Source organism: Faecalibacterium sp. Marseille-P9312 (genome assembly GCF_902497445.1).
GTDB lineage: Bacteria > Bacillota > Clostridia > Oscillospirales > Ruminococcaceae > Faecalibacterium > Faecalibacterium longum.
Map to the genome: position 1 here is coordinate 235,199 of NZ_CABVEW010000002.1, position 23,162 is coordinate 258,360.

General features: G+C 50.3%; 22 protein-coding genes and 3 pseudogenes. 3 read left to right on the top strand and 22 right to left on the bottom strand.

The window, feature by feature from the left end; all coding sequences use genetic code 11:
• Nucleotides 1–3 precede the first annotated feature (3 nt).
• From F3G95_RS02560 to F3G95_RS02630, 16 genes and pseudogenes are all read right to left on the bottom strand, one after another.
• Nucleotides 4–351, bottom strand: coding sequence for a TnpV protein (locus F3G95_RS02560; RefSeq protein WP_149793686.1), 348 nt, complete (start codon nucleotides 349–351; stop codon nucleotides 4–6).
• A 33-nt stretch (nucleotides 352–384) separates the two neighbouring features.
• Nucleotides 385–2,187 carry a recombinase family protein gene (locus F3G95_RS02565; RefSeq protein WP_149793687.1) on the bottom strand — a complete coding sequence of 601 codons (1,803 nt, stop codon included), beginning with the start codon at nucleotides 2,185–2,187 and terminating at the stop codon, nucleotides 385–387.
• A 103-nt stretch (nucleotides 2,188–2,290) separates the two neighbouring features.
• Nucleotides 2,291–2,589, bottom strand: a pseudogene (locus tag F3G95_RS02570) (type IV secretory system conjugative DNA transfer family protein); the annotation flags it as partial.
• 96 nt (nucleotides 2,590–2,685) lie between these two features.
• Nucleotides 2,686–4,569 carry an AAA family ATPase gene (locus F3G95_RS02575; protein WP_071143481.1) on the bottom strand — a complete coding sequence of 628 codons (1,884 nt, stop codon included), beginning with the start codon at nucleotides 4,567–4,569 and terminating at the stop codon, nucleotides 2,686–2,688.
• Entirely contained in the window at nucleotides 4,566–6,134 is a 1,569-nt protein-coding gene (gene mobQ, locus F3G95_RS02580) for a MobQ family relaxase (protein ID WP_242700206.1), read from the bottom strand. The genes F3G95_RS02575 and mobQ overlap by 4 nt, the downstream gene beginning before the upstream one ends.
• 160 nt (nucleotides 6,135–6,294) lie before the next feature.
• Nucleotides 6,295–6,630, bottom strand: a complete 336-nt coding sequence (locus tag F3G95_RS02585; protein WP_071143482.1) for a DUF3847 domain-containing protein — start codon at nucleotides 6,628–6,630, stop codon at nucleotides 6,295–6,297.
• Between the two features lie 121 nt (nucleotides 6,631–6,751).
• A pseudogene (locus F3G95_RS13930) lies at nucleotides 6,752–6,820 on the bottom strand (rRNA adenine methyltransferase); the annotation flags it as partial.
• Entirely contained in the window at nucleotides 6,789–7,526 is a 738-nt protein-coding gene (gene erm(B) / locus F3G95_RS02590) for a 23S rRNA (adenine(2058)-N(6))-methyltransferase Erm(B) (protein ID WP_001038795.1), read from the bottom strand. The pseudogene F3G95_RS13930 and the gene erm(B), both read right to left, overlap by 32 nt.
• A 124-nt stretch (nucleotides 7,527–7,650) precedes the next feature.
• Nucleotides 7,651–7,734 (bottom strand): 23S rRNA methyltransferase attenuation leader peptide, encoded by an 84-nt coding sequence (locus F3G95_RS02595; protein ID WP_001814874.1) that lies wholly within the window; start codon nucleotides 7,732–7,734, stop codon nucleotides 7,651–7,653.
• Nucleotides 7,735–7,929: 195 nt separating this feature from the next.
• Entirely contained in the window at nucleotides 7,930–8,541 is a 612-nt protein-coding gene (locus tag F3G95_RS02600; RefSeq protein ID WP_149793688.1) for a recombinase family protein, read from the bottom strand.
• A 70-nt stretch (nucleotides 8,542–8,611) separates the two neighbouring features.
• On the bottom strand, nucleotides 8,612–8,914 hold the full coding sequence (locus F3G95_RS02605; protein ID WP_071143485.1) for a hypothetical protein: 303 nt from the start codon (nucleotides 8,912–8,914) through the stop codon (nucleotides 8,612–8,614).
• Nucleotides 8,915–9,068: 154 nt separating this feature from the next.
• Nucleotides 9,069–9,263, bottom strand: coding sequence for a transposon-encoded TnpW family protein (locus tag F3G95_RS02610; RefSeq protein WP_071143486.1), 195 nt, complete (start codon nucleotides 9,261–9,263; stop codon nucleotides 9,069–9,071).
• Between the two features lie 79 nt (nucleotides 9,264–9,342).
• Nucleotides 9,343–11,190 carry a recombinase family protein gene (locus F3G95_RS02615; protein WP_207732025.1) on the bottom strand — a complete coding sequence of 616 codons (1,848 nt, stop codon included), beginning with the start codon at nucleotides 11,188–11,190 and terminating at the stop codon, nucleotides 9,343–9,345.
• Nucleotides 11,191–11,239: 49 nt separating this feature from the next.
• Nucleotides 11,240–11,539 (bottom strand): annotated as a pseudogene (locus tag F3G95_RS02620) (conjugal transfer protein TraG); the annotation flags it as partial.
• A complete protein-coding gene (locus F3G95_RS02625) occupies nucleotides 11,536–12,006 on the bottom strand; it encodes a PcfB family protein (RefSeq protein ID WP_149793690.1) in 471 nt (156 codons plus the stop codon). The gene F3G95_RS02625 and the pseudogene F3G95_RS02620, both read right to left, overlap by 4 nt.
• Before the next feature lie 100 nt (nucleotides 12,007–12,106).
• Nucleotides 12,107–13,021 carry a DUF6017 domain-containing protein gene (locus tag F3G95_RS02630; protein ID WP_149793691.1) on the bottom strand — a complete coding sequence of 305 codons (915 nt, stop codon included), beginning with the start codon at nucleotides 13,019–13,021 and terminating at the stop codon, nucleotides 12,107–12,109.
• Nucleotides 13,022–13,435: 414 nt separating this feature from the next.
• Here F3G95_RS02630 and F3G95_RS02640 point away from each other — a divergent pair, with 414 nt between their 5' ends.
• A complete protein-coding gene (locus F3G95_RS02640; protein ID WP_149793693.1) occupies nucleotides 13,436–13,687 on the top strand; it encodes a DUF6061 family protein in 252 nt (83 codons plus the stop codon).
• 44 nt (nucleotides 13,688–13,731) lie between these two features.
• Here the strand turns inward: F3G95_RS02640 and F3G95_RS02645 are convergent, their stop codons facing one another.
• Genes F3G95_RS02645 through F3G95_RS02660 form a run of 4 tightly spaced genes read right to left on the bottom strand, consistent with a single transcriptional unit; the run spans nucleotide 13,732 to nucleotide 17,034 of the window.
• Nucleotides 13,732–14,433: a 2Fe-2S iron-sulfur cluster-binding protein gene (locus F3G95_RS02645; protein ID WP_149793694.1), complete on the bottom strand. Its 702-nt coding sequence runs from the start codon at nucleotides 14,431–14,433 to the stop codon at nucleotides 13,732–13,734.
• Entirely contained in the window at nucleotides 14,430–15,968 is a 1,539-nt protein-coding gene (locus tag F3G95_RS02650) for an FAD-binding protein (RefSeq protein WP_347562899.1), read from the bottom strand. The genes F3G95_RS02645 and F3G95_RS02650 overlap by 4 nt, the downstream gene beginning before the upstream one ends.
• Nucleotides 15,969–15,979: 11 nt before the next feature.
• Complete coding sequence (locus tag F3G95_RS02655; RefSeq protein WP_005935830.1) at nucleotides 15,980–16,519, bottom strand: hypothetical protein; 540 nt, start codon at nucleotides 16,517–16,519, stop codon at nucleotides 15,980–15,982.
• Nucleotides 16,507–17,034: a hypothetical protein gene (locus F3G95_RS02660; protein ID WP_005935827.1), complete on the bottom strand. Its 528-nt coding sequence runs from the start codon at nucleotides 17,032–17,034 to the stop codon at nucleotides 16,507–16,509. The genes F3G95_RS02655 and F3G95_RS02660 overlap by 13 nt, the downstream gene beginning before the upstream one ends.
• Before the next feature lie 232 nt (nucleotides 17,035–17,266).
• Here F3G95_RS02660 and F3G95_RS02665 point away from each other — a divergent pair, with 232 nt between their 5' ends.
• Together F3G95_RS02665 and F3G95_RS02670 are read left to right on the top strand one after the other, a co-directional pair.
• Entirely contained in the window at nucleotides 17,267–17,623 is a 357-nt protein-coding gene (locus F3G95_RS02665) for a metalloregulator ArsR/SmtB family transcription factor (protein WP_015536701.1), read from the top strand.
• Between the two features lie 73 nt (nucleotides 17,624–17,696).
• On the top strand, nucleotides 17,697–20,282 hold the full coding sequence (locus F3G95_RS02670; RefSeq protein ID WP_149793695.1) for a heavy metal translocating P-type ATPase: 2,586 nt from the start codon (nucleotides 17,697–17,699) through the stop codon (nucleotides 20,280–20,282).
• A gap of 409 nt (nucleotides 20,283–20,691) precedes the next feature.
• Here F3G95_RS02670 and F3G95_RS02680 read toward each other — a convergent pair whose 3' ends face one another.
• Together F3G95_RS02680 and F3G95_RS02685 are read right to left on the bottom strand one after the other, a co-directional pair.
• A complete protein-coding gene (locus tag F3G95_RS02680) occupies nucleotides 20,692–21,657 on the bottom strand; it encodes a hypothetical protein (RefSeq protein ID WP_149793696.1) in 966 nt (321 codons plus the stop codon).
• 12 nt (nucleotides 21,658–21,669) lie between these two features.
• Complete coding sequence (locus F3G95_RS02685; RefSeq protein ID WP_243130249.1) at nucleotides 21,670–23,064, bottom strand: relaxase/mobilization nuclease domain-containing protein; 1,395 nt, start codon at nucleotides 23,062–23,064, stop codon at nucleotides 21,670–21,672.
• Between the last annotated feature and the right edge of the window lie 98 nt (nucleotides 23,065–23,162).

A 23,162-nucleotide genomic window follows, 5' to 3' on the forward strand; every position in this document is an offset into this window, starting at 1 on the left:
TTCTCAGCAGTAAATCAATTCGCCCTTGATGGTTTCCTCTGCCTGTGCAACACAAGCGTTCATCTGGCGAACCCATTCGATTTGGTTCTCGGCTTTCAACTGCTCCGTCACGCCGTATGCCTTTGCAAGCTGCGGAATGATGATTTCCAGTCGCTTCTTGGCGGCTTCCTCAATCTCCGCACAATGCTCATAGAGCGTTTCGGACAGTACCATTTCGGAGAAAGTGATGGGCTGTGCCAGTCGCAGATACTCCTTTCTCATTCGCCCCCATTTTCCGAGACGGATATTCGTTTCTTTCAGCTTGATGTCGGGTACATAGTAGTCTCCGCATTTGATAAAATTGAGTTCCATAATGTTTTCCTCCTTGAAAATATATTTTGATGATTACGCACAACGGGATTTTTCAGCTTCCGCTTCGGCGGCTTGCTTCTCTTTTTTACGCTGTCTGTATCTGCGGACAGTCTCATTTCTGCGGTCTTTGCGTTCCTGCTCTTTAAATTCTGCCAGTCGCTTTTCTTCCTCCTGCTTTGACAGGATTTCTTCTTCGGTATCTTCCACCACAAACTGACCGATGAAATTGAAGTAAATATCAATCCTCTGGCTACGGTTGACCGTTCTGCCGCCTGTGGCTTCAAAGATAACGATTTTGTCAACAAACTCGTTGAGCATGGTCTGTGTGATTTCCGTAAAGTCACGGTATCTCTTTACCAGTCGGACAAACATTTCGCCGCTTTCTTCCTCTTGCCGGAGTTCGCTGATCTTCGCTTCGATTTCAGCGACCCTTGCTTCAAGCTCCTGTTGCTCGGTGTCATACTGAGCCATGAGCTTTTCAAACTGCCTGTCGGGTATCTTGCCGGATGCGTTGCCCTCGTAGAGTTTCTTGATGAAATTATCCAGTTCTGCAATACGCTTTTTTGCGGTTACAAGCTCCTTTTTGCTGTCGGTCTGCATAACTGCTTGACTGGCACTTGTAAGCTCTTTGACTTGCTGTAAAAATGCCTGTTCATCTTTCAGCACATAGGCGGCAACCTTGCGGATAGCTTCATCAACCAGACTGTCCAGAGTGGATGCCTTGATAAAGTGCATCGTACACTCGCCGTACATGGATTTGTAGGTAGGACAGCGGAAGTTACTGTCTGCATCGTAGGTTTTTCCGTCTGCTCTGTGCTGTGAATGTGGGCTTGCATAGGACAGGCGTTTTCCGCAGTCCGAACAGTAAAGCAGTCCAGACAGGCGGTGGGAGTAAGTCCCGTTTGCCAGAGTACGCTTTGTTTTCCTGCGGAGCTTCTGTGCCAGATGCCATGTTTCTTCATCGACAATGGCTTCATGGGTATTCTCGAAGATGATGAGTTCATCGGGAGTAGCTTTTCTTCGCTTCTTGGTCTTGAAGTTCTCGCAGATGGTCTTGCCCAACACGGTATGCCCCATATATTCCTGCTTTTCAAGAATGTAGGCAACTGCGGTACAGTTCCAACGATAGGGGTCATGGTAGCTGTGGTTTCGGCTCTGCCCATGCTCGGACTGTTCCAGATAAGCAGACGGTATCAGCACCTTTTCCTCGGACAGCTTGTTTGCAATCGCCTTTGTCCCCATACCGTCAATAATCATCTGGAATATCCTGCGGACTACCTTTGCGGCTTCCTCGTCAATCAGCAGATGGTTCTTGTCCTCTGGGTCACGCTTATAGCCATAAGGGATAGCACCGCTGCATCGTTTTCCGTCCTGCATCCTTGAACGGAAGATAGCACGGATTTTGTTGCTTGTGTCCTTTGCGTACCACTCGTTCATAATGTTCAAAAACGGAGTGAAGTCATTCTCGCTTGGATTGGCACTATCCACGCCGTTGTTGATGGCGATAAATCGGACACCTTTTTCGGGAAACATGATTTCCGTGTAAAAGCCGACTTTCAGATAGTTACGCCCAAACCTCGACATATCCTTTACGCAGACAACATCGACTTCTCCCGCTTCGACTGCGGCAATCAGAGCTTGAAAGCCGGGGCGGTTGAAATCAACACCACTATAACCATCGTCCGTGAAATGGCGGATATTCTTAAATCCCTGTGACCGTGCATACTCTTCCAGATATTTCTTCTGGTTGGTAATGCTGTTGGATTCGCCCTGCATTTCATCGTCACGGCTCAATCGCTCATAGAGGGCTGTGTACTTGGTTTTCTTGGTTTCCATTGGCTTCCTCCTTTCTGGAAATTCGTATAGGGTACAGAAAAAGCCACATGGCAGAAGATTTTCGTCTTACCGTGTGACTTTTTCTCTGTCCTATATTATTGTAACCCTTCGGGTCAGTGACCACAAATGAGGTGGGATAGTCGGAAGTGGGAAAGCATTGCATGAGGTTGGGCTTGACGTAAAACCGGGTCTTGCCGCTGCCGGAGCCGCCGATCACCAGCACATTCTTGTTCCGGGCCGTCTTGGGGTCTTTGGGCCGCCCGGTCATGGTCAGGCGTTCGGTCTGGGTCAGTAGGATGTTGTTTTCAAACTTGGGGTCGATGTACGGGGCAATGTCTTTGGCGGTGCCCCATGAAGCGTTTTGTCAAGTGCTTTTCGCAATTTATTGACGCAAAACAGGATTTTTTCAAGAGAAAAGCCCCATGCGGTCAACATGGGGCGAGTTGATAAAGTGAAAGTGCGAAAGTGCAAGGTGCAAAGGCTCTGCGTTTTGCACTTTCATTTTGCAGTTTCGGGCGGCTGCTTCTTCTTGATGAAGTTGTACCATTGACTTCCAACGCGCCTTGCGCCCAATATGCCGCCCATGCTGCGCTTGGCATTTTGTACCGTTCTTTCGGATATTCCGGCTTCGGCTGCCGCCTTGACAATATCCTCGCTTGCCATTTCCTTACCGTCTGCAAGTAAATCGAGTATCAACCTTTCCGCTTGCTCGGTCTTGGTTTCGGTGTTGCCGCCTGTGCCGGACAGCAGTTCATCAGCGGTAATGTCATATTCGCCTATCCATGAAAAGCCGCTTTCCGCGCCCAACGAAAACGCCATAGGCTTACCCTCCGGTGCAAGGGAAGATTTGTCGTGAATGATAACGCGCACATTCGGCTCTCGTTTCACGCGCCCTATGAGCAGCACACTACGAGCGGCGGCTCGGAAGTCGATAGAGCCTAATCCCCGGTATGCGCTCTGACCTCCGGCAGCTTTGTTCAAGTGCCCGATAAGCACAACGGCACACCCGGTACGCTCTGCAACTTCGGCAAGGCGGCGAAAGATAGGGCGTATTTCGTTTGCCTTGTTCATATCCGTTTTTTCGCCTACATACGCCTGTATGGGGTCAAGGATTATAAGACGCGCCCCGGTCTGCCGGATTGCCCTTTCTATGCGTTCATCGGATAAGGACAATTCCTGTTTGCCCTCGTCAATGACAAGTACCCGGTCAAGGTCTGCGTCCGCTTCCATAAGGCGCGGCTTGACGGTATCGCCCAAACCGTCCTCTGCGGTCTGATAGATAACATTAAAAGGCTCATGCTCTGCCATAGCCGGAAAGGGCTTGCGGTTGGTACAGGCGGCGCAAAGGCGCAGGGCAAGGGTGGTTTTTCCCTCGCCGGGGTTGCCCTGTACGATTGTTACCTTTCCAAAAGGGATATACGGCTCCCATAGCCATTCAACGGTCTGTGTGTCAACCTCGCTCATGCGGATAATTTCAACGGTTTCTTCCTGTTGCGGCTCACGCAAGCCATAGACAGCTTCGCGCAGATATTTTCCGTCTGTAATTTCCTCTTTACGCTGTAAAACCTCGTTCCAGTCTTTGAACAACGGTACAAGGCGATTGACGGTGTAGCCTTGGGGGATAATGCTGTTAAGGCGGCTGCAAGCGTCTGTCCCGGCTTTGTCGCTGTCAAGGCAGAGATAGACGGTCTTGATATTCGGACGGTCAGAGAGAAAACGCAGCAGGGCTTTTTCACTCACGCCGCCCAATGACAGATAGCTTTGTTTCTGCCATTCCTTTTTGAACAGGCAGAGGAAAGATAACAGGTCAATGGGGGCTTCAAAGACAAAAAGCCTTTCGCCCTCGCCCCGGTAGCAGAAGTTAAAAGTCTTGTCGCTGCCTTTCACATCAAGCCGGAAGCTGCCCACCGTTCCCCGTTGGTGGGCATATCTCGGTATGCCGCTTTCATCTCTGCCGACAAATACGGCGTTATGGTGGGCGGCTTCCTCGTAGAGATCGCCGCAGGAAAAGAAAAAGCCCGACACATCTTCATCAATGCGCCGGGCGGCTGTAAGGTAGTTCCTCGCTGTTTGGTTGTCGGGGCTTTTGGGTGGTAGTCTGAATTGCAGATAGACGGGTGGGGGTGCTTCGCCCCGTTCGCCTATCAGCATTTCAACGGCTTCAAGAAAACTTTTGCCGTAAAACTCCATGACAAAATCAATCGGACCGCCGCCTTTGCTCTGGCTGTGCCGATACCATCTGTTTTCTCTGACCGTCAAGCTGTCGTGCCGTTTCCAACGGTACTCCTGTCCGGCGCGTTCAAGCTGTTCGCCCTGGGCTTGCAGGAATGATACAAGGTCGGTCTGATTTGCCCGGTCAATCTGTTCTTTGGTGTAGGTCATAGGGAAATATCCTCCTTTTTGCGTCTTGGTGTTTGGTGTGTCTGTTCCTGTGTGCGCTGCTCGGCTTGCTCTACAATATCAATGCACTTTCGGATTTGCTGTAACTCCTTAACCTCGCTGCGCTTTGTTTTCAGTTCTTCATATTCGCCTGTGGATTGGGCTTTCAGTTCGTCAAATTCTTTCTGCCACTCGGACACCTTGAAAGACTTTGTACCCTCCGGCAGATTTGCGTGCAGGAAACGGTTGGCGGCGTTCCAGATAATGAGGTCGCTTTCGTGGGCTTGCTCAAATTTTTCTCTCTTTTTGCCCCATCCGTTTTTCAGCGTTTTCAGTTCATCGTGAATGGGCTTCAAGCGGTTGTAGTTGCTGCCATGCTCGATAAACTTTTCCAATGTCCTCATGCGCTTCTGCTTGGCAACAACGCTTGTATTCAGCCGCTTTGCTTCTTCATCAACAGAGGAAAGGGCAGCGTCCAAATCTTCAAGGGTAGCAATGCCCTTGCTTTGCAGATAGACAATCGCCTTGCTGATTTTTTGCAATTCCCCGGCAGTATGCTGTTGCTGCCAGCCCTGTGAATACTTCCGGCTTTTCTCTCGTTCAATGCTCAAATACCTTGTAAGCAGCGTGGCAATATCGGGAGAGTGCGGGGCAGCTTGCAGTTGCTTCTTAGCGGCGAAAACCTCCGCAAGCCATTCTTTCAAGCTGTCGATATAGCCCCGGATTTCCCGCATAAGTCGGTTGGTCTTTTGTATCATGCGGTTGATTTCTCCCTTGTCGGTGGCTATGCCTTTCTTCTCCATTTGGGAAGCTGCAACACCCATGTGGACGGTGGGGAGTTCCTCAATACCACGCTCTGCATGGCTGCGGTGGTCGATACGCTCCGCGCTGCCGCTTCGCTCTAAATAGTCGTTGGCAAGGTCAGCCCACGCCTTGCGCCATAGGTCGGCGTTCTCCTGCCTGTTCCAGTCCATAAGGTCAACCTTGCGCGTCTTGTATCTGCCGCTTGGCAGCTTTACGCGCTCCCCATTTTCGTCAAGGACATATTCCTTTTTTGACTTCGCCGCCCATGTGCCTTTTTCATCAAGGGGGCGCATAGTCAAAAGGATATGAGCGTGTGGGTTGCCGTTGCCTGTGTCGTGGATATTGAAGTCGGCGCACATTCCTTTGGAAACAAATTGAGAGGAACAGTATTCCCGGACAAGGCGGGTCTGTTCCTCTCTTGAAAGTTCAACAGGTAGGGCGATTTCGATTTCCCTCGCAAGCTGTGAGTTATTCGATTTTTCGATTTGCTCCACGCTGTTCCATAGAATAGAACGGTCAGAGAAAGAGGGTGGGGCATGGGGCGGCAGCATGATTTCAGAATGAACAACGCCGCCTTTTCTTGTATAGTCGTGGGTCAGTCCGTCCCACTCGTTTGTCAGCTTCTCTCCGGCGCGGTAGGCTGCTGCGGCTACGGCAGATTTGCCCTTTCCCCGGCTGACAATCTTAATGCTGCAATGGTAGATTGCGATAGTATCACCTCCCGATACGGTCAACAAAACCCCATGAAAGTGAATAGCTTGCAAAGCAAGGTGTTCGCTTTCGTGGGGTACACAAAAGGGTAGACAGCGCAAGCTGTCGCAGGGAAAGTGTAGGTTTCCCTGTCGCGGCGCAAGCCGCCAATCTCTGCACAAGGCAATAATGCCCGGTGCGGAGATAAAGCCCTCGGCAGAGCGCACACGCCCGTTAGGGTGTATAAGTGCGCCCTTGTGTGCAAGGGTAATTCTTCGGTGTCGCTTCTCCGGCTCGTTTTCTCAAAAACTCCTGCGCTTTGTCGCTGAAAACCGCGGTGTAGAGGAAGTCGCGGGCTTCCTGTTCTGACATATCAATGAGTGCCGGGACAAGGCTTTCAAGGTAGCCGCCCCGCGAACAAAGACGGTGGTTGCGCTCCTTGCGCTTCTCAATGGCAAGTTTGCGGTCAAGCATTTTGTTCCTGTTCTCATACTGCCGGATTTTCTTCTGTGTCAGTTCCATTTCGGCGTTACATTCCTCGATGGTGGTCGGTGGTTTTTTCTTCGACATGGTAGCCCTCCTTTTTGATTTTTAGTAAAAGAAAAGGGCGGCTACTTCGGTTTGGAAATAGTCGCCCTGTTGGGGAATTATGTTACAAGTTTTTTCATTCCATTCCCTCCGTTATTAAAAAGTGTAACTTTCCAAATTTAAAAAAGCGACTCATAGAATTATTTCCTCCCGTTAAATAATAGATAACTATTAAAAATAGACAATACTTGCTCATAAGTAATGGTACTTAAATTGTTTACTTTGGCGTGTTTCATTGCTTGATGAAACTGATTTTTAGTAAACAGTTGACGATATTCTCGATTGACCCATTTTGAAACAAAGTACGTATATAGCTTCCAATATTTATCTGGAACATCTGTGGTATGGCGGGTAAGTTTTATTAAGACACTGTTTACTTTTGGTTTAGGATGAAAGCATTCCGCTGGCAGCTTAAGCAATTGCTGAATCGAGACTTGAGTGTGCAAGAGCAACCCTAGTGTTCGGTGAATATCCAAGGTACGCTTGTAGAATCCTTCTTCAACAATCAGATAGATGTCAGACGCACGGCTTTCAAAAACCACTTTTTTAATAATTTGTGTGCTTAAATGGTAAGGAATATTCCCAACAATTTTATACCTCTGTTTGTTAGGGAATTGAAACTGTAGAATATCTTGGTGAATTAAAGTGACACGAGTATTCAGTTTTAATTTTTCTGACGATAAGTTGAATAGATGACTGTCTAATTCAATAGACGTTACCTGTTTACTTATTTTAGCCAGTTTCGTCGTTAAATGCCCTTTACCTGTTCCAATTTCGTAAACGGTATCGGTTTCTTTTAAATTCAATTGTTTTATTATTTGGTTGAGTACTTTTTCACTCGTTAAAAAGTTTTGAGAATATTTTATATTTTTGTTCATATAATCTCTCCTGAAGTGATTACATCTATAAACAAATACAGAAGTTAAACGATTTGTTTGTAATTTTAGTTATCTGTTTAAAAAGTCATAAGATTAGTCACTGGTAGGAATTAATCTAACGTATTTATTTATCTGCGTAATCACTGTTTTTAGTCTGTTTCAAAACAGTAGATGTTTTATCTACATTACGCATTTGGAATACCAACATGACGAATCCCTCCTTCTTATCCCTTTAGTAACGTGTACTTTCCTGTAAACGCATTTTATCGACAAATTAGCCGGGATATAAACGAATATTTACATTTCAAGACTTGAAAAACGCCGTCTGAAGAAGTATAATATTAAATACCTATAAGCAATAGGCGGTTTACAGGAAAGTACACCTTTCTGTAAAACCGCCTATTTACAATAATTTGGCTTTTTCGTAGATTTCTGCCCGGTAGCGAAAGGTCGCAAGGGGCATACCACACTCTTTTGCGGCTGCTGTGCCGGTAATTTTCCCGGCACGCCACCTCTGATAAACAGCATGAAAGTTATCCGGCAAGGGGCGTGGTGGTCGCCCAAAGCGCACACCCCGCGCCTTTGCTGCCGCGATACCCTCTGTTTGCCGCTGTCTGATATTGGTGCGCTCGTTTTCTGCCACAAAGGACAGCACTTGAAGCACAATATCCGAGAGAAATGTTCCCATAAGGTCTTTTCCCCGGCGCGTATCAAGCAGGGACATATCCAAAACCACAATGTCAACGCCCTTGTCCTTTGTGATGATACGCCATTGCTGTAAGATTTCTTCATAGTTGCGTCCCAGACGATCTATGCTCTTGATATAGAGCAGGTCGTCTTTTTTCATTTTTCTAAGCAGCTTTTTGTACTGTGGACGCTCAAAATCTTTGCCGGATTGCTTATCCATAAAGATATTCTTATCTGAAACGCCTACCTCGCGTAAGGCGATAAGCTGCCTGTCCTCGTTTTGTTCTCTTGTGCTGACACGCACATAGCCGTAAATGCTTCCAGTCAATTTTTATCCTCCTGTTCGTTTTACATAGACATCAACCGTCCTTACCTAATAATTTTACTGTATCTTTGTGTCATGGCTTGCTTTTCCCGGCTGAAATACCATGCTTCTTTGCATAGTCGCTTGCCGCCTGTCTGCGTTCCTCGCTGTATGGTGCGGTCAGACGGAAAGAGAAGCGTCCCTTTGCAATCTCAAACTCCATACAGCCCGTTTCCGGGTCGCTGTCGGTCAGCTTACAGACAGAGGGGAAGCGGCGGCTGTACGCGGTCAGCCTGTTCTTCAAGTCGGTGTTGTGGGTGCGGATATGGATAAGGGGGTCTTTCTCGTCAAACCAAATATCGGTGGTCTTTTCCTGCTTTTTCAGTCCTGTTTTCATAAACTCTCCTTTCTGCGCCCCTGTTACGCAGTAGGGGCATTTTTCGGGTGTTTTCTTCGGCTCTTGACTTGGGAAAAACGGCGTTTTTTCAATAGAAAATGCTCTGGCGATACATTCCTCGTCCAGAGTGTTCCAATCGTCAAATATTCCGTTTTTACGGCTCTTGACCGTCAGACGCAGAAAAATGCGAATAGTCGGCAAGTATCGCTTTCAGCAGCTTGTCGCGGAATGTTTCTGCGCTTCTGTGATTGAAAAACAACTCCGCAACGATGGTCTGTCCGTTCCGCTGTGTTGTGATGATACCATCCGGCTGCTTCTGCGCGGTGGTTGTGGTTTTCTTTTCTGTCATTGGGTCACTCCTTCCTTTGGGTGCAAAAAAAGGATTTCCCATAGTTGGAAAATCCCTTTCTGCTGTCGGTTATTCTGTTTTACGATACGGGCAGCGCAGCGGCTTGCGCCTTTCGCTTTGCCCGATATTCCCGCGCCTTGATGCGTTCATACTCCCGGCGTTTTTCAAGGTTTTTCGCCCGGTATTCCTTTGAGTAGTTCCGATGATAAGCGCGGCTCTTTTCCTTTTGGGCTTCTTCGATTTTCTCCCGCATTTGCCGGATTTCTTCCTCTGTCGGCTCTGCAAGCTGTGTCAGTTCGTTTTCAAACTTGCCGATATAGCTGAAATATATCCCGATATGCTGAACAGCTTGTTTTGCCCTTTTCTTATCGCGCTCATGCACTTCAATTCTGCTGATAAATTCATTGAGAATGGCGGGGGTAAGGTCGGTAAAGGCGGCGTAGCGTTCTATCAGCTTCAAAAACTTATGCGCCCATCCTCCTGCGTCCTCAAACGCGGATAACTGTTCTTTGAGTTCTGCAAGTTCCGCTTTCAGCGTATAGTATTCCTCCGAATATTTCTGTGACATTTGCTCGTATCGGTCTTGTGGGATAGCACCGAGGGCGTTATCCTCGTAGAGTTTATTCAGCACCTTGTCAATCTGTTCAAGGCGTGTTGTAATTTGCGGAATACGCTTCTGCTGTTTTTTGCTCTTGTCCGTCTGCTGCATATCAAGGTTTTTTCGGACTAATGCTTCAAATTCCTCCCGGTTGCTTATGGAGTATTCTGCAACTTTTTTCAGAACATCCGCGATAGTCTGCATGACTAAATCAGCGTCTATGATGTGCGGGGAATTGCATTTGGGATTTTTGGCTTTGCCCTTGTGGTACTCGCTGCAAAAGGCAACATGACGCTTGCCGCCGTTCCTGTAATCTATGCGAATGTGCATTTTTGCGCCGCAGTCTTTACAGAACATCAAGCCCGACAAAGGGTGGATTTCTCCGTCCCCGTTAGGGCGTCTGACAGGCGCGTTTTCCAAAATCCGCTGTACGGTTTCAAAGTCGGCGCGGTCGATAATCGGCTCATGCACATTCTCGGTTATCTGCCATTCGCTTTTATCTACATAGTGGTTGCGCTTGTCCCGAAAATGCTTTGTGGTCTTGAAATTGACAACATCACCACAATACTCCTGCCTTGTGAGTATCTTGGTTAAGGTTGCTTTGTTCCATTTATAGCGATTTTCCTCGTTCAGCGGTCTGCTTTTCGCTGTCCCTCTGTCGTGCTGTTTGAGGTAGAACGTAGGCGTGAGGATTTGCTCGTTTTTGAGATATACGGCAATTTGGTTTCTGTTCTTCCCGCCGATAAACAGACGGAAAATCAAGCGTACCACTTCGGCGGCTTCCTCGTCGATTATCCAAAAATCCTTGTTGTTCGGGTCTTTCATATATCCGTATGGGGCTTCGGTGGCGATGGGTTTGCCGCTTGCACCCTTGGTCCTGATACCCGTTTTTACTTTCTTGCTGATGTCCTTTGCGTACCACTCCGACATGATATTGATAAAGGGCGCAAACTCCAATGTATCGGGATTGTCGCTGTCTATGCCGTTATTGACCGCGATAAAGCGGACATTGTTCCGTCTGAATACCTCCATTGCATTGCCGACTTGGAGATAATCACGCCCCCAGCGCGTCAGGTCTTTCATAATGCAGACGCCTATTTTTCCGTTTTCCACATCCTCCATCATGCGGGAATAGGCAGAGCGGTCAAAGAACCTGCCGCTTTCGTCATCGTCAATGTAGTGCCGGATATTGGTTAATCTCTGCTGTTGGGCGTACCGTTCCAGAAATGCCTTTTGGTTTACAATGCTGTTGCTCTCGCCGCCATCTCTGTCCTCGTCCCCGACGGAAAGGCGGGAGTAAAGGGCTGTAATTTTATTATATTCGTTCATGTGCATACCTCCTGCGTCCACATAGTTTTCCTTACAGTTAAGATTATGCACCACACCGGGCAGAACCGTATTCCTCGCCCTTGCGGTACTTCTTGGCGTTCTTGCCCTTGCTGTACACGATGAGCCGGACAGCCACCGCCCCGGCAACGCCCACGCAGAGGTCAAACGGATGCAGGCTGGGTAGCGGGTTTGCAAAGGCGGCGGAGATGCCGCTCGTTAGGTGCAGCAGCTTTGCCGAAGCATCCGCGCCCGCCGCCAGACGGTACGCCTGCCCGCATTTGGCGAACAAGTACACGAACAGCAGATACGGCAGATTCAGCAACAGCAGCTTTTTCAGTTCAGGCTTCATCGCTCTAACCCCCTTTGCTTAATTTTTTCTTTAGCGCGTTTCGGCTGCTGGGCGGCTTTCTGCTTGGCTGCTGCCAGCACCTTGCGGATGGAGGGCCGCTGCTCCTTGGAGAGCGTTTTGGCCGTGAACTCCCGGAACGCCTGTTCCAGATTGTCCGCATCCTTGGCCTTGAAGATCACGATGTAGTGGGGCGGCTGGGTGGTCTTGTCCTTGCGCAGGGTAAAGTCCACGCCGTACTTCTTGGCGCAGGGCTTGAACGCCCCGATGTTCGCCTCCGTGACTTCAATGTTGGTCAGGGCTGCGCCGTGGGCTTTCAGCTGTTTCAGGCTTTGCCTGCCGTGGTGCAGCTTTGGTCCCTTGGCCCGATGCTGCAAATATTTTTTCAGGGCAGCTTGCAACGCTTGGGCAGTGAGCTTGCCCGTTTTCATAGACAGGGCAATGGTTTTTTGGGTGACTTCTTCCTGCAATATGAATCCCTCCTTGTTGCAGAAAATTCAGAGCGGCAGCTAGGGTGGAACCACCAGCCGCCGCAGGTAAAGGGTTCTCATGGGTGGACGCTCCTTTCGGTCAGGTGTTGGGCGGGCGGCCCCAATCGGGCTGCGCCATGTCGTGCGCCACAAGGGACGCATAGTAGCTGTTGATGGTGCTGGGGGCGTTGAACAGCATGGCCCGCAGGTATTGCTTGATGTTGCGGACTTTGGTGGTGTTGTCCCGCAGGCAGTCCATGACGAACTCGATGTGATGGCTGTCCAGCTTCAAGAATTTCGCCTTGACCAACTCTGCCGGGTAATCGTCCCCGGCCACCCGGATGGACTTGCGGGAAGTGCAGACCGTTTCCAGCAGGATGTCCACGATCTCGTCCAGCTGTTCCCGGTCTATCCGGGAATTCTGGATGAGGGTGTCATACTCGATGTTCTCCAAAATCAGGTCCCGGTAGATTTGATAGGCCGCTTCCTTTCGGCTTCCTGTCCGTTCCGGCGGCGGTGCCGCTGCCTCGTCCTCGTCCAAAGGCAAGGGGTTTGGGGAATGGATAGGAATGGAATCGGTATTTAATCCCTCTTTCTTTTGTTTTTCTGTAATTAGTTTATCTTTATTTAATTGCATTGGATTTTCCAACGTAGGGTTTTCCTGCGTGGGATTCTCCAACGTTGGATTTTCCAATGTAGGTGAAACCGATGCAGGAACGGGCTGCGGCAGCTCGAAGATCACATAGTCTGCACCGCGCAGCCGCCCTTTCTCGTCCCGTTCTCTGGAACGCTGGATGTAGCCCGCCTGTTCCAGTTCCCGGATAGCCTGCCGTATCGCATCGATGCTTTCCCGGTTGATACGGGCCAGCCCTTGCAGGGTGTAGTCCCAGTCTTCCGGCAGGGAGAGCATTTGGGAGAGTAAGCCTTTGGCTTTCAGGGACAAGGCTCGGTTCCGCAGGTGGTGGTTTGACATGACCGTGTAGCCGCTGTTCTTTTCTACCCGAAATACTGCCATTTCACGGATGCCTCCTTTCGTTGCAAACAAAAAAAGCAGCGTCCATTTGCTCCCGGTGATGGGAGAAGTGAACGCTGCGCGTACTTGATAATTTTCAGGTTGTGTGGTATATAAAAGGCAACTGGGTTTCAAACATAGCTGCTCATCGGTGTGCGATACAAGCAAATTGCTATCCGACAGCCTCAAAAACAAATTGTAATACGATGGTTTTTGAAAAGTTCTGTATTACTACTCGCACCAAACCATGAAAATTCGAACCTTTTCTCGATAGGAGAAGGGTTCGGATTTTTTGTTTTCTTCGGAAAGCAAAATGAAGGCTCCTTCCCGACGGCTGTGTGTCCAAAACCTTATCAGAAGAACCGTATAACAAAAGTCACAACTGTAAAGGTGCCGTAAGGCAGAAAGGACACAAACATGAAGTACGATGCAAGAGCCTGCCATTTCAACATGGATACCGGCTGCGTGGAGCTGCTGCTCCGGGATGGGAGAACGATCTCCATTGACTGCACTGGGGTCGAGGATGAATTGGACGTGACCATGGCGCAGAGGTTGGAGTTAGATTATCTCATCTACAATGACCCGCTTGGCTATGCAGACTTGATTCTGAACGGCGAACCAGAGGAGTATCTGAAGAATGTGGCGGGAAGTCACGGATTAGAAGATTAAGCATAAAAGGGTATGCGGCTATAAACCGCATACCCTTTTACACTTTATCGCTTCCAGACCGCTGCGGCATTGGAACGTGACATCAGTTCTTCGACCGGGATTCCGGCTGGGCAGATGTCCTGGCACGCAAGAGATTTTCCGCAGCCTTCAAAATAAAGCTGACGATACGCATTTGCGAGTTCTGTCTGATGGGCAATATCCTGTTCTTCGTTCAGAATACGGTAAGCGTTGACGGGCAGAACAGCTCCAGCAAATTCACTGTTCGGGTCAAAGTTCGGGCAGACCTCCAAGCAGCAGCCACAGAGCAGACACTTAGCAGATTGATACCGCTGGCTGTGCGTATAGCTGGTCTGGAACGCATCTCCTTCCAGCCACAACTTTGTCCGCTTCAGCGCTTCAAAGATCACGGAACGGTCTACGACCAGATCTTTCACCAGTGGGAATTTGCTCAAAGGCTCCAGAGTAACAACGCTTCCCTTACAGTCCCGCAGAAAAACGGAACAGGCAAGACGAGGCAGACCATTGATCCGCATGGCACAGGCACCGCACTTGCGTATCATGCAGCCGCATTCCCACGCAATGGGGGAAACGACCGTTCCGCTCTTTTCGCACAGAGGGCTGCGGTGATTCAGCTCGTTCAACACCGAAGCAATCGAGGTGTCCGCACTTCCCTCAAAGGAAAACTCCTGCCAGCAGGGTGAAGCCTGCGGGTTTTCCTGCCGTTTGATTCGGATGGTGTAGTTCATAAATCATGCCGCCTTTCGGGGATGGATTCAAAGCTGATGGCGATATGCTGCCCGTTCCAGTGTGCCACGGTGGTTTTGCAGTAAACGGCATCGTTGCGTTGGGGATAATCTGCCCGCCAGTGCGCACCCCGGCTTTCTTTTCGGGCGAGGGCACTTTCCAGCATGGCACAGCCCAGAAGCGGAAGGGTGCCAGACAGTTTGCGGATTTCCTGAATGCCCGCTTCCAATGTCTGTGCATCCCGCACGACACCGAGTGCGTTCAGCAGAATACGATTCATCTGCATTTGAGCGTCCGGGGAAAGTTCGGGCAGAAAGGATTCTTCGGCACAGGGCATATTGGGGGAACTGACTGTTTCCCGGCAGGCAGTTTCCGCAGCAATCTGTCCTCCATAGATCGCACCCAGAAGAGAATTTCCACCCAGACGGTTTGCGCCATGGTACTGAGCGCAGCATTCACCGGCAGCGTACAGATTCCGCATCGAAGTGCGGTGCCGCTCGTCCACCTGAATGCCTCCCATAAAGTAGTGGATACCCGGCAAAATCGGAATGGGTTCTTTGCGAATATCTTTGTGCAGATAGGTCTGACAATCATCCACCAGTCCGGCAAGTTTATGCTCCATGACTTCTTTAGGAAGCTCTGTCATATCAAGGAACACCTCATAGTCACGGCTGACCGTCCAGACTTCCCGCGCGGTGATGTCACGCGGCATCAGGTTGCCGAGTTCCGGATATTTTTCTTCCATGAAATACCACGGCTTCCCGTTCCGTAATGCAAACAGCCGCCCGCCCTCACCACGGGCGGCCTCACTCAGAAGCATCCGTTTTTCGCCCAGTTCGACCGTGGTAGGGTGGTACTGGATCATTTCAAGATTTGCCATCGGAACGCCCAGACGGAACAGTTCTGCGGTGACTTCTCCGGTATTGGCAAGAGAGCCGGTCGTATCACCGAATAAGCCATGCAGCCCGCCTGTGGCAATCAGGACGGCATCGCATACAAACCGCAGCAGTTCGCCAGTATAGGTGTCCTGCACTGTGCAGCCACCGCAGATGTTCCCGGAAAGCAGCAGGGTGCGGAACTTATGGTGTGGAAAGCGTTCGACCGTTCCTGCGCTTTCTTCCCGGCGCACAGCATCAATCAGAGCGGTCATTAGCTGCTTTCCCGTATCGCTTTGTGCAAAGGCCGTCCGCTTTTTCTTCTGTCCGCCAAAATTCCGCAGGTCGAGTTCATCGTCATCTGTCACGTTGAATTGTACTCCCAGATGGTGCAGGCTGCGCACCAGTTCGGACGCAGCCTGCGTCATCCCCCAGACTGCATTCGGGTCAGCAAGTCCGCAGGCAGCGGTCAGGGTATCTGTATAATGCTGCTCCGGGCTATCCTCCTCTCCCTTGGTATTCAAGGCTGCATTGATTCCGCCCTCTGCCATAACAGACTGCGCCCGCTCGGAGGCAAGGGAGGACACCAGCTTTACCGTCCAGCCGTTTTTCACAGCAGTCAAAGCAGCGGAAAGCCCTGCCAGCCCTGCACCCACGATCACCAAAGTGTGTTTCATACATTGTTCCACCCGATATAATATAGAATGATCGAACCGGCAGCAAACAGCACCAGTATAGAAAGAATCAGATAGAGGTCGCCGCGCTGCTCCTTATCCCGGACGATGCCCAGCGATACCAGAAGGGGTCGGAGATTGAGCAGAAGATGCACAAATACCGAAGCAACCAGTAAAAGCTGCGTCAGCAGCCGGACCGTTGTGAACGGAAACAGAATGTATACGCCGTCCTGCACTCTGCCGAACACGCCAATATGGAAAAAGAGCATGAGCAAAATAGCAAGCCCACTGGTGCGCCTTGCCCAGAACAGAGCATTCTGCTTTCCGTAGAGTTTTCCGCCGGACCGGGAAGCCCGGAATGTCTGTGCGGTCAGCAAAAGCCCAAGGACGGTGTGCGCCGCCAGAATGCCAACGCCGATCCATGCCAGAAACTTTCCTGCCCCGGAACTGATGCCCAGCAACATAAAACTGCCCATCAGCCCATGAAGCAGACAGATGAAAAGTAGCAGAACGGAGAGAATGGTGTTCAGTTTTCGCATGAGGGGTCCTCCATTTCTTCTGCGGAGAGCAGAAGGATGTCTGCATCCGGCAATGCTGTTGCATCAAGCGTATTTTCCGAAACCAGCAGCAGTTGATACCGCCCATTGATTGCACGGGAACGCAGCATGGTTTCGCTGTACTGCTTCAACGTGACATCTGCTCCGGCAGCAGTCAGGCGTTCACAAAGAGCCGTTGCATAGCAAAGCAAGGGATAGTCTGTTTCGCAGACCGAAAGCGTCATGTGCGGCAGTCCGGCATCGGAAAGGACTTCTGTCTCACCGGAAACAAATGCTTTCAGATCATTCCGGAAATCCGCATCGGAAAACGGTTCCAGCGCAGGGTTGATGCAGAACAGATAGTTGCCCTCCAGCGGTGCGGCCATCTGTGCGGCACGTTTCGCTTTCGGGGTCGCACCGGTCAACCCATCCAGAATAGAGGGCGGCGAGTGCATAAATACGCCAAACGCGGCAAGAAATCCTAATGTCAGAACCAGAGTGATGAATTTTCCTTTCACAGGCAGACCTCTTTTATTTATTGCATGGTTGTTCAAATGAAAAATCTTCTGCGCAAAATACGGCAGTTGAGTAAACGCTCAACTATATTGTATGCGAAATAAGGAGGCTGTCAAGGTCTGTTAGACGACAAATCGCAGGAAGCAGATGCTAACTTTTCCTCTTGACAACGGAGGAAAAGCAGATATAATATGATTGAATGGTTGTTCAACTACAAAACAAGGAGAACGTCTGATGTCAAATTCTTTATACACCTGTAATTGCGATGTGATCCATGAGGACATCGTGAACGATGTAAAAGGCAAAATGCAGCCGAAAGACGACTACATCCAGCTTGCATCGCTTTTCAAGCTGTTCGGAGATGGCACAAGAGTGCAGATCCTTCATGCTCTGGAACAGAGCGAGATGTGTGTATGCGACCTTGCGGTTCTGCTGGGCGTCACCAAATCGGCGATCTCTCACCAGCTGAAAGCACTCCGGCTTGCCGGACTGGTCAAATTCCGCAGAGAGGCCCAGATCGTGTATTATTCGCTGGCGGATGATCATGTAAAGGAGATCATCGACAAGGGATTTGAGCATTTAAGAGGATGATCGCGCAAGCGATTATCTTTTTGTCTTTTAAGTTGAGCGATTGAACAATTAAGAAAACGTAGTGGAGGTCAAAATGAAAAGAGTATTCATCCTGAAAGGTCTGGATTGCCCGAATTGTTCCGCCAAGATAGAAAAAGAGGTCGGAGCATTGCCGGGAGTGGAATCCTCGGTTGTGAATTTAATGCAGCAGACACTGACCGTTCAGTCAGAAAAGTCTGCGGATGCAACACTGGCGGAACAGGTCGAAACGATCGTTCACAGCCATGAACCGGATGTTGAGGTGTCGGAAAAGACCGAACCTGCGGTGACGAAGGTCTATCTCCTGAAAGGTCTGGATTGTCCGAACTGCTCAGCAAAAATCGAGAAAGAAGTCGGTGAGCTGGGTGGCGTGGCTTCTTCGACCGTGAATCTGATGAACCAGACATTGACTGTTCAGGCAGGAACATCGGTGGCTACCTCCCTGCTGGACACCGTTACCACGATCGTCCACAGCCACGAGCCAGATGTTGAAGTGTCGGAAAAGACCGAACCTGCGGTGACGAAAGTCTATCTCCTGAAAGGTCTGGACTGCCCGAACTGCTCAGCAAAGATCGAGAAAGAAGTCGGTGAGCTGGATGGCGTGACTTCTTCGACCGTGAATCTGATGAACCAGACGCTGACTGTTCAGGCTGGAACATCGGTAGCTGCTTCCTTGCTGGATACCGTTACCACGATCGTACACAGCCATGAGCCGGATGTTGAAGTGTCGGAAAAGCAGCTGGAAGCGACTGCACCTGTCAAAAAGGATGAAAAAGCGGCGGTCTATAACGATGAGGATAAGAAGCGCACGATACGGCTTGCCGTGGGTGCTGTGGTCTATGCAATCGGTATGGCATTGACCGTATTCGCAAAGCTGCCGACTCTGGCGGAACTGGCGTTTCTGATTGTGGCGTATGTGATTCTTGGCTGGGATGTCGTATGGCAGGCAGTGAAAAATATCACCAGAGGACAGGTGTTTGACGAGCATTTCCTGATGAGTGTTTCCACGATCGGCGCATTTGCCATCGGGGAATACCCGGAAGCTGTTGCAGTTATGCTGTTCTATCAGGTCGGAGAGTTCTTCCAGTCGCTGGCGGTAAAGCGTTCCAGAAAGTCCATCTCTGACCTTATGGACATCTGTCCGGATTCGGCGACCGTTAAGCGGAATGGCGTATTGCAGGTCGTTTCTCCGGAAAGCGTTGAGGTGGGCGAGATCATCGTGGTAAAACCCGGTGAAAAAATCCCGCTGGATGGCATCGTTGTGGATGGCGAATCCATGCTGGACACCAAGGCACTGACCGGCGAATCTGTGCCGAGAAGCATCCGCAAAGGCGATGAAGCCCTGTCCGGCTGCATCAACCAGAGCGGTTTGCTGACGCTGAAAGTCACAAAGAGCTTCGGGGAATCCACGGTATCGAAGATCACTGACCTTGTGGAGAATGCTTCTGCAAGAAAAGCTCCCACCGAGAACTTCATCACGACCTTTGCACGATACTATACGCCGGTCGTTGTTGGAATGGCGGCTGTGTTGGCGATCATTCCGCCGCTCGTCCTTGGCGGCGGCTGGTCTGAGTGGTTGCGCAGAGGTTTTGTGTTCCTGATCGTTTCCTGCCCGTGTGCATTGGTCATTTCTATTCCCCTGACCTTCTTCGGCGGTATTGGTGCCGCATCCAAGCGCGGTGTGCTGGTAAAGGGCAGCAACTATCTGGAAGCACTGAACAAAGTGAGCGTGGTGGTCTTTGATAAGACCGGCACCTTAACAAAGGGTGTTTTTGAGGTCGCAAATATCATTCCGGCAGCCGGATACCAAAAAGAGCAGGTATTGGAGTATGCTGCACAGGCAGAGAGTTATTCCAACCACCCGATCGCAAAGTCGATTCTTGCGACTTATGGAAAGCCAATCGACCAGAAGCAGTTCTCTGGCTTTGAGGAAATCTCAGGACACGGCATCAGCGTTATGGTGCAGGGAAAGAAGGTACTGGCTGGCAACAGTAAGCTGATGGAATCTGAAAAGATTGCCTATGCCGCTTGCGATGCAGCCGGAACAAAGTTCTATGTAGCAGCGGATGGTAGCTATGTAGGCTGTATCCTGATCGCAGATGAAGTGAAGCCGGACAGCAAGTGCGCAATCGCAGAGCTGAAAAAGATCGGCGTGGAAAAAACTGTTATGCTTACCGGCGATGATGAGCGAATCGGCAAGTCGGTGGCAGACGAAATTGGTCTGGATGCGTATTATGCACAGCTCTTGCCCGACCAGAAGGTCGAAAAGCTGGAAATGCTGGATAAGCAGAAACGGCAGGGCAGCAAACTCGCCTTCGTGGGCGATGGCATCAACGATGCCCCTGTTCTTGCCCGTGCAGATGTCGGCATTGCCATGGGAGGTCTTGGCTCGGATGCCGCGATTGAAGCTGCGGATGTTGTTCTGATGACAGATGAACCATCGAAACTTGTAGAAGCCATTGATGTTGCAAAGGCTACGAAACGGATTGTGATGCAGAACATCGTGATTGCTCTTGGCATCAAGAGCGTGTTCCTTGTTCTGGGCGCACTCGGCATGGCCGGTATGTGGGAAGCCGTGTTCGGTGATGTGGGTGTCACGATCATCGCTGTTCTGAACGCAATGCGGATTCTGAAGAAATAAGCACAAACAAAAACAGGGTGCGCCCACCCGGACGCACCCTGCAAAAATCCACACACGATAAGTAAGGCAGGGAGTTCCCCAGCGGGAACTTCCTGTTTTTCTTTGCCAGAGATATGAGCCTGTTCCGCCTGCCATGCGGCAAACTCTCGCTGTCCTTCCTCGCTGTTCCAGCAGGCAAGGATGGCCGGGTAGAACGCCCGTGCCAGACGGTCGATGACATCATCGGGGTAAGGGGAAATGTTTGTGGACTTTTTCTTTTTGTTCAAACGCACGCTCCTTTGATCGTCCCACCGTGGCAAAGCCGGGCGAGAAAATCAAAGTTCCAATTCTTATCAGGCGCAAGGGCGCGGATGTTTTCCGCCCTGCACATGCGGCTGGTGGCTTATTGATGGCTTACAGGTGTCTGCTGTTATGCGGTCTTTTCTTCTTCAAGGGCTTCTGCAAGAGCCTTTTCCAGATAGGTTTCGATTTCAGTCAGGTAGTTAGCAGGTCGCTGCATTGCGAAGCGGAGAACCTTCTGCTTTTCCGGGTCAGTGAAATAGCTGGGATTGTTTTTGAGCGTTTTCTTCCATGAGTTTTTCATCATTTCGGTCGCACGGCTCAAAGATTTGTAAACCTTCATAAACTCGTCCGGTACATGATAGCACCGAAATTCTTCTGTTTGTGGTGTGGGCATGGGAACGGATTCCGCTTTTTCAGGTTCAAATTCTGCGCTGGCAGATTCCAACACTTCCAATGCCTCTGGATACAGGATTTGAGCAAGGACATCTGAACGATGCTCGACACTTGCCTGCACAAGCTTGGACATTTCTTCGTTGGTGAACTTCACTTCGCCGGAAAAGACTTTCTGCTTGATGCCGGGAGAGAGATTATCTGCGATGTCGATGCCTCGTGTATAGTGGCTGGCACGAAGAACGGAGGCACGGCTGACACCGTTTTCCTCTGCGATCCGGTCGCAGGTTTTCTTCCCGGAGTGGTGGTTATCACCGTGATCACCACCACTTTTCTTTGCTAAAGTGTACTGATTGCCCCGAAAGATTTTTGCAGCTTTCTTCTCGGCTTCGTACTGCTTCCCCAGCAGGTAACGCTTTTGTTCGGGGGAAAGATTGCGCCGCCCCAGTTGATTCTTGCAAATCCACGCAACGGCTTCTTCGCGGTTCTCAAACCGGAGCGGCATGGTGGAGAAATAAATCTCCGGGTGCTTCTGGAGAATGGCATAACGGTTGTGTCCATCAACAAGGGTATTGTTCCAGACAATCAAAGGAGAAAGCAGCTTGCCCTCTTTCAGGATATTTTCTTCAAGCTGCTTAAATTCATCATCGGTCAGAGGAGGAATCTGAGACTGGAACTCCGGGTCGATTTTCAGATTGATCATACGCACACTCCTTTATCTCTCCTGCTGCGCCGGTTCTTCCTCCCGGAAAAAGGACGCAACATTCTGCTTTGCGGTTTTCAGTTTGAGCAGTTCTTCCTTGGCTTCCTTGTACTGCTCATAAAACTTTGCCTTTTCGGATGCCAGCTGCGCATACTCGGCTTCCAGATTTTTCGGGCTGGGCAGCTTGGTGATGTTGCTTGCCTTGAAATAGGCTGCTGCCGCTCGGTACGCTGTCAGCTCTGCACGGTGCTGTTCCTCAAAGGCTGCGGGTCGTTTGGCAGTATTGAACTGCTGTACGATACCCTTGGTGCTGGTATAGGCTGCGACATGATAGCGCAGCTCATTGTTGGCTTTCATGCGACCTTCGAGGTCTTTCACCACCGCCAGTGCGTCGTGATACTTGGTTTCCAGTTCAGCGATGTGCTGGTTCAGGGCGTCCTCGTCGGTCAAGCCCTTTTCCTGCAGAAGCTTCACGGTCTGTGCCATAACTTTGAGATTGTGTTTCGTGAGCCAACGCTTATAGCCGATGCCTTTGCCCTCGGTCATCCTCGACTGGATGTCGATCAGTTTCCCGATGGTATCCTGCTTGGACTGTACCTTGGGTTTGCGTTCAGGATTTGCCTGCAACGTGGCAAGCACTGCCGCTTTATCGAATTTGTCACCGAGATGTTTCGCCCGGATGAACTTTGTTCTTCCAGCAGGCAGATAACTTAGGCATCCGCGACTTTCCTTGACCGTGATGCCATACTGCTGCATGAGCCTATCGGAAAAATCTTCAAAACTCGTTGTGCGGTGCAACACCGAAGAAATCTGTTTCCGCAAGGTTCGCGTTTGCGAAGCAACAAAAGCCCCAGTGGGGCTTTTGAGTGACCGAGCGGTTTGTGCAGCAAATGGAGGGGCCTCGCCCCGACAAGCGACTTTCACGTTTTCAAACTTCTTCTGCTTGGGCTGCTGTCCGGCTGCGGTGAGGGCTGCGTTTTCACGGTCAAGTTTCAACTGGCCGCGCCTGCGCGCCCAATACTCCGCTTCGCTCACGCGCTCTTTCGAGCCGTTGAGCAGGTCGATCTGGTACAGTCCGGCACTTTCGCACAGCTCCATTACCTCGACACGGAGGTGCCGCATGGTCTGGGAGGTGCTGGAGTGCTTCATGCCCTCACGCCAATCGCGGGGCTTCTGCATATAGGGCTTGCGCTCCACCTCTCGCGTTCGGACGCTGCCAATCACGATGTGGACATGGATGTTTCCCGAATGGTTGTGCCCATCCGGGTGAGTGCAGACGATGGCGGGATGACCGGGGAAGTTTTCTTCGCAGAATTTCAGGCCAAGAGCCTGTGCCGTTTCCATGGTCAAGCCATTGTCGGCTGCATCTCTGGGGTCAAAGCTGATGATATAATGGTGGGTCTTCACGTCCGCAGACTGTTCGTAAAACAGTATTCAACAAATGACACGGCAACTGGATGTCAGGATTGGTTACTGTTCACTCCGCTAGGCCTAAAAAGCATTAA

Coding starts and splice junctions, on each gene's coding strand:
- F3G95_RS02560 (WP_149793686.1), bottom strand. CDS start 351: ATGGAACTCAATTTTATCAAATGCGGAGACTACTATGTACCCGACATC.
- F3G95_RS02565 (WP_149793687.1), bottom strand. CDS start 2,187: ATGGAAACCAAGAAAACCAAGTACACAGCCCTCTATGAGCGATTGAGC.
- F3G95_RS02575 (WP_071143481.1), bottom strand. CDS start 4,569: ATGACCTACACCAAAGAACAGATTGACCGGGCAAATCAGACCGACCTT.
- F3G95_RS02585 (WP_071143482.1), bottom strand. CDS start 6,630: ATGTCGAAGAAAAAACCACCGACCACCATCGAGGAATGTAACGCCGAA.
- F3G95_RS02595 (WP_001814874.1), bottom strand. CDS start 7,734: ATGTTGGTATTCCAAATGCGTAATGTAGATAAAACATCTACTGTTTTG.
- F3G95_RS02605 (WP_071143485.1), bottom strand. CDS start 8,914: ATGAAAACAGGACTGAAAAAGCAGGAAAAGACCACCGATATTTGGTTT.
- F3G95_RS02610 (WP_071143486.1), bottom strand. CDS start 9,263: ATGACAGAAAAGAAAACCACAACCACCGCGCAGAAGCAGCCGGATGGT.
- F3G95_RS02615 (WP_207732025.1), bottom strand. CDS start 11,190: ATGAACGAATATAATAAAATTACAGCCCTTTACTCCCGCCTTTCCGTC.
- F3G95_RS02630 (WP_149793691.1), bottom strand. CDS start 13,021: ATGGCAGTATTTCGGGTAGAAAAGAACAGCGGCTACACGGTCATGTCA.
- F3G95_RS02640 (WP_149793693.1), top strand. CDS start 13,436: ATGAAGTACGATGCAAGAGCCTGCCATTTCAACATGGATACCGGCTGC.
- F3G95_RS02645 (WP_149793694.1), bottom strand. CDS start 14,433: ATGAACTACACCATCCGAATCAAACGGCAGGAAAACCCGCAGGCTTCA.
- F3G95_RS02655 (WP_005935830.1), bottom strand. CDS start 16,519: ATGCGAAAACTGAACACCATTCTCTCCGTTCTGCTACTTTTCATCTGT.
- F3G95_RS02665 (WP_015536701.1), top strand. CDS start 17,267: ATGTCAAATTCTTTATACACCTGTAATTGCGATGTGATCCATGAGGAC.
- F3G95_RS02670 (WP_149793695.1), top strand. CDS start 17,697: ATGAAAAGAGTATTCATCCTGAAAGGTCTGGATTGCCCGAATTGTTCC.
- F3G95_RS02680 (WP_149793696.1), bottom strand. CDS start 21,657: ATGATCAATCTGAAAATCGACCCGGAGTTCCAGTCTCAGATTCCTCCT.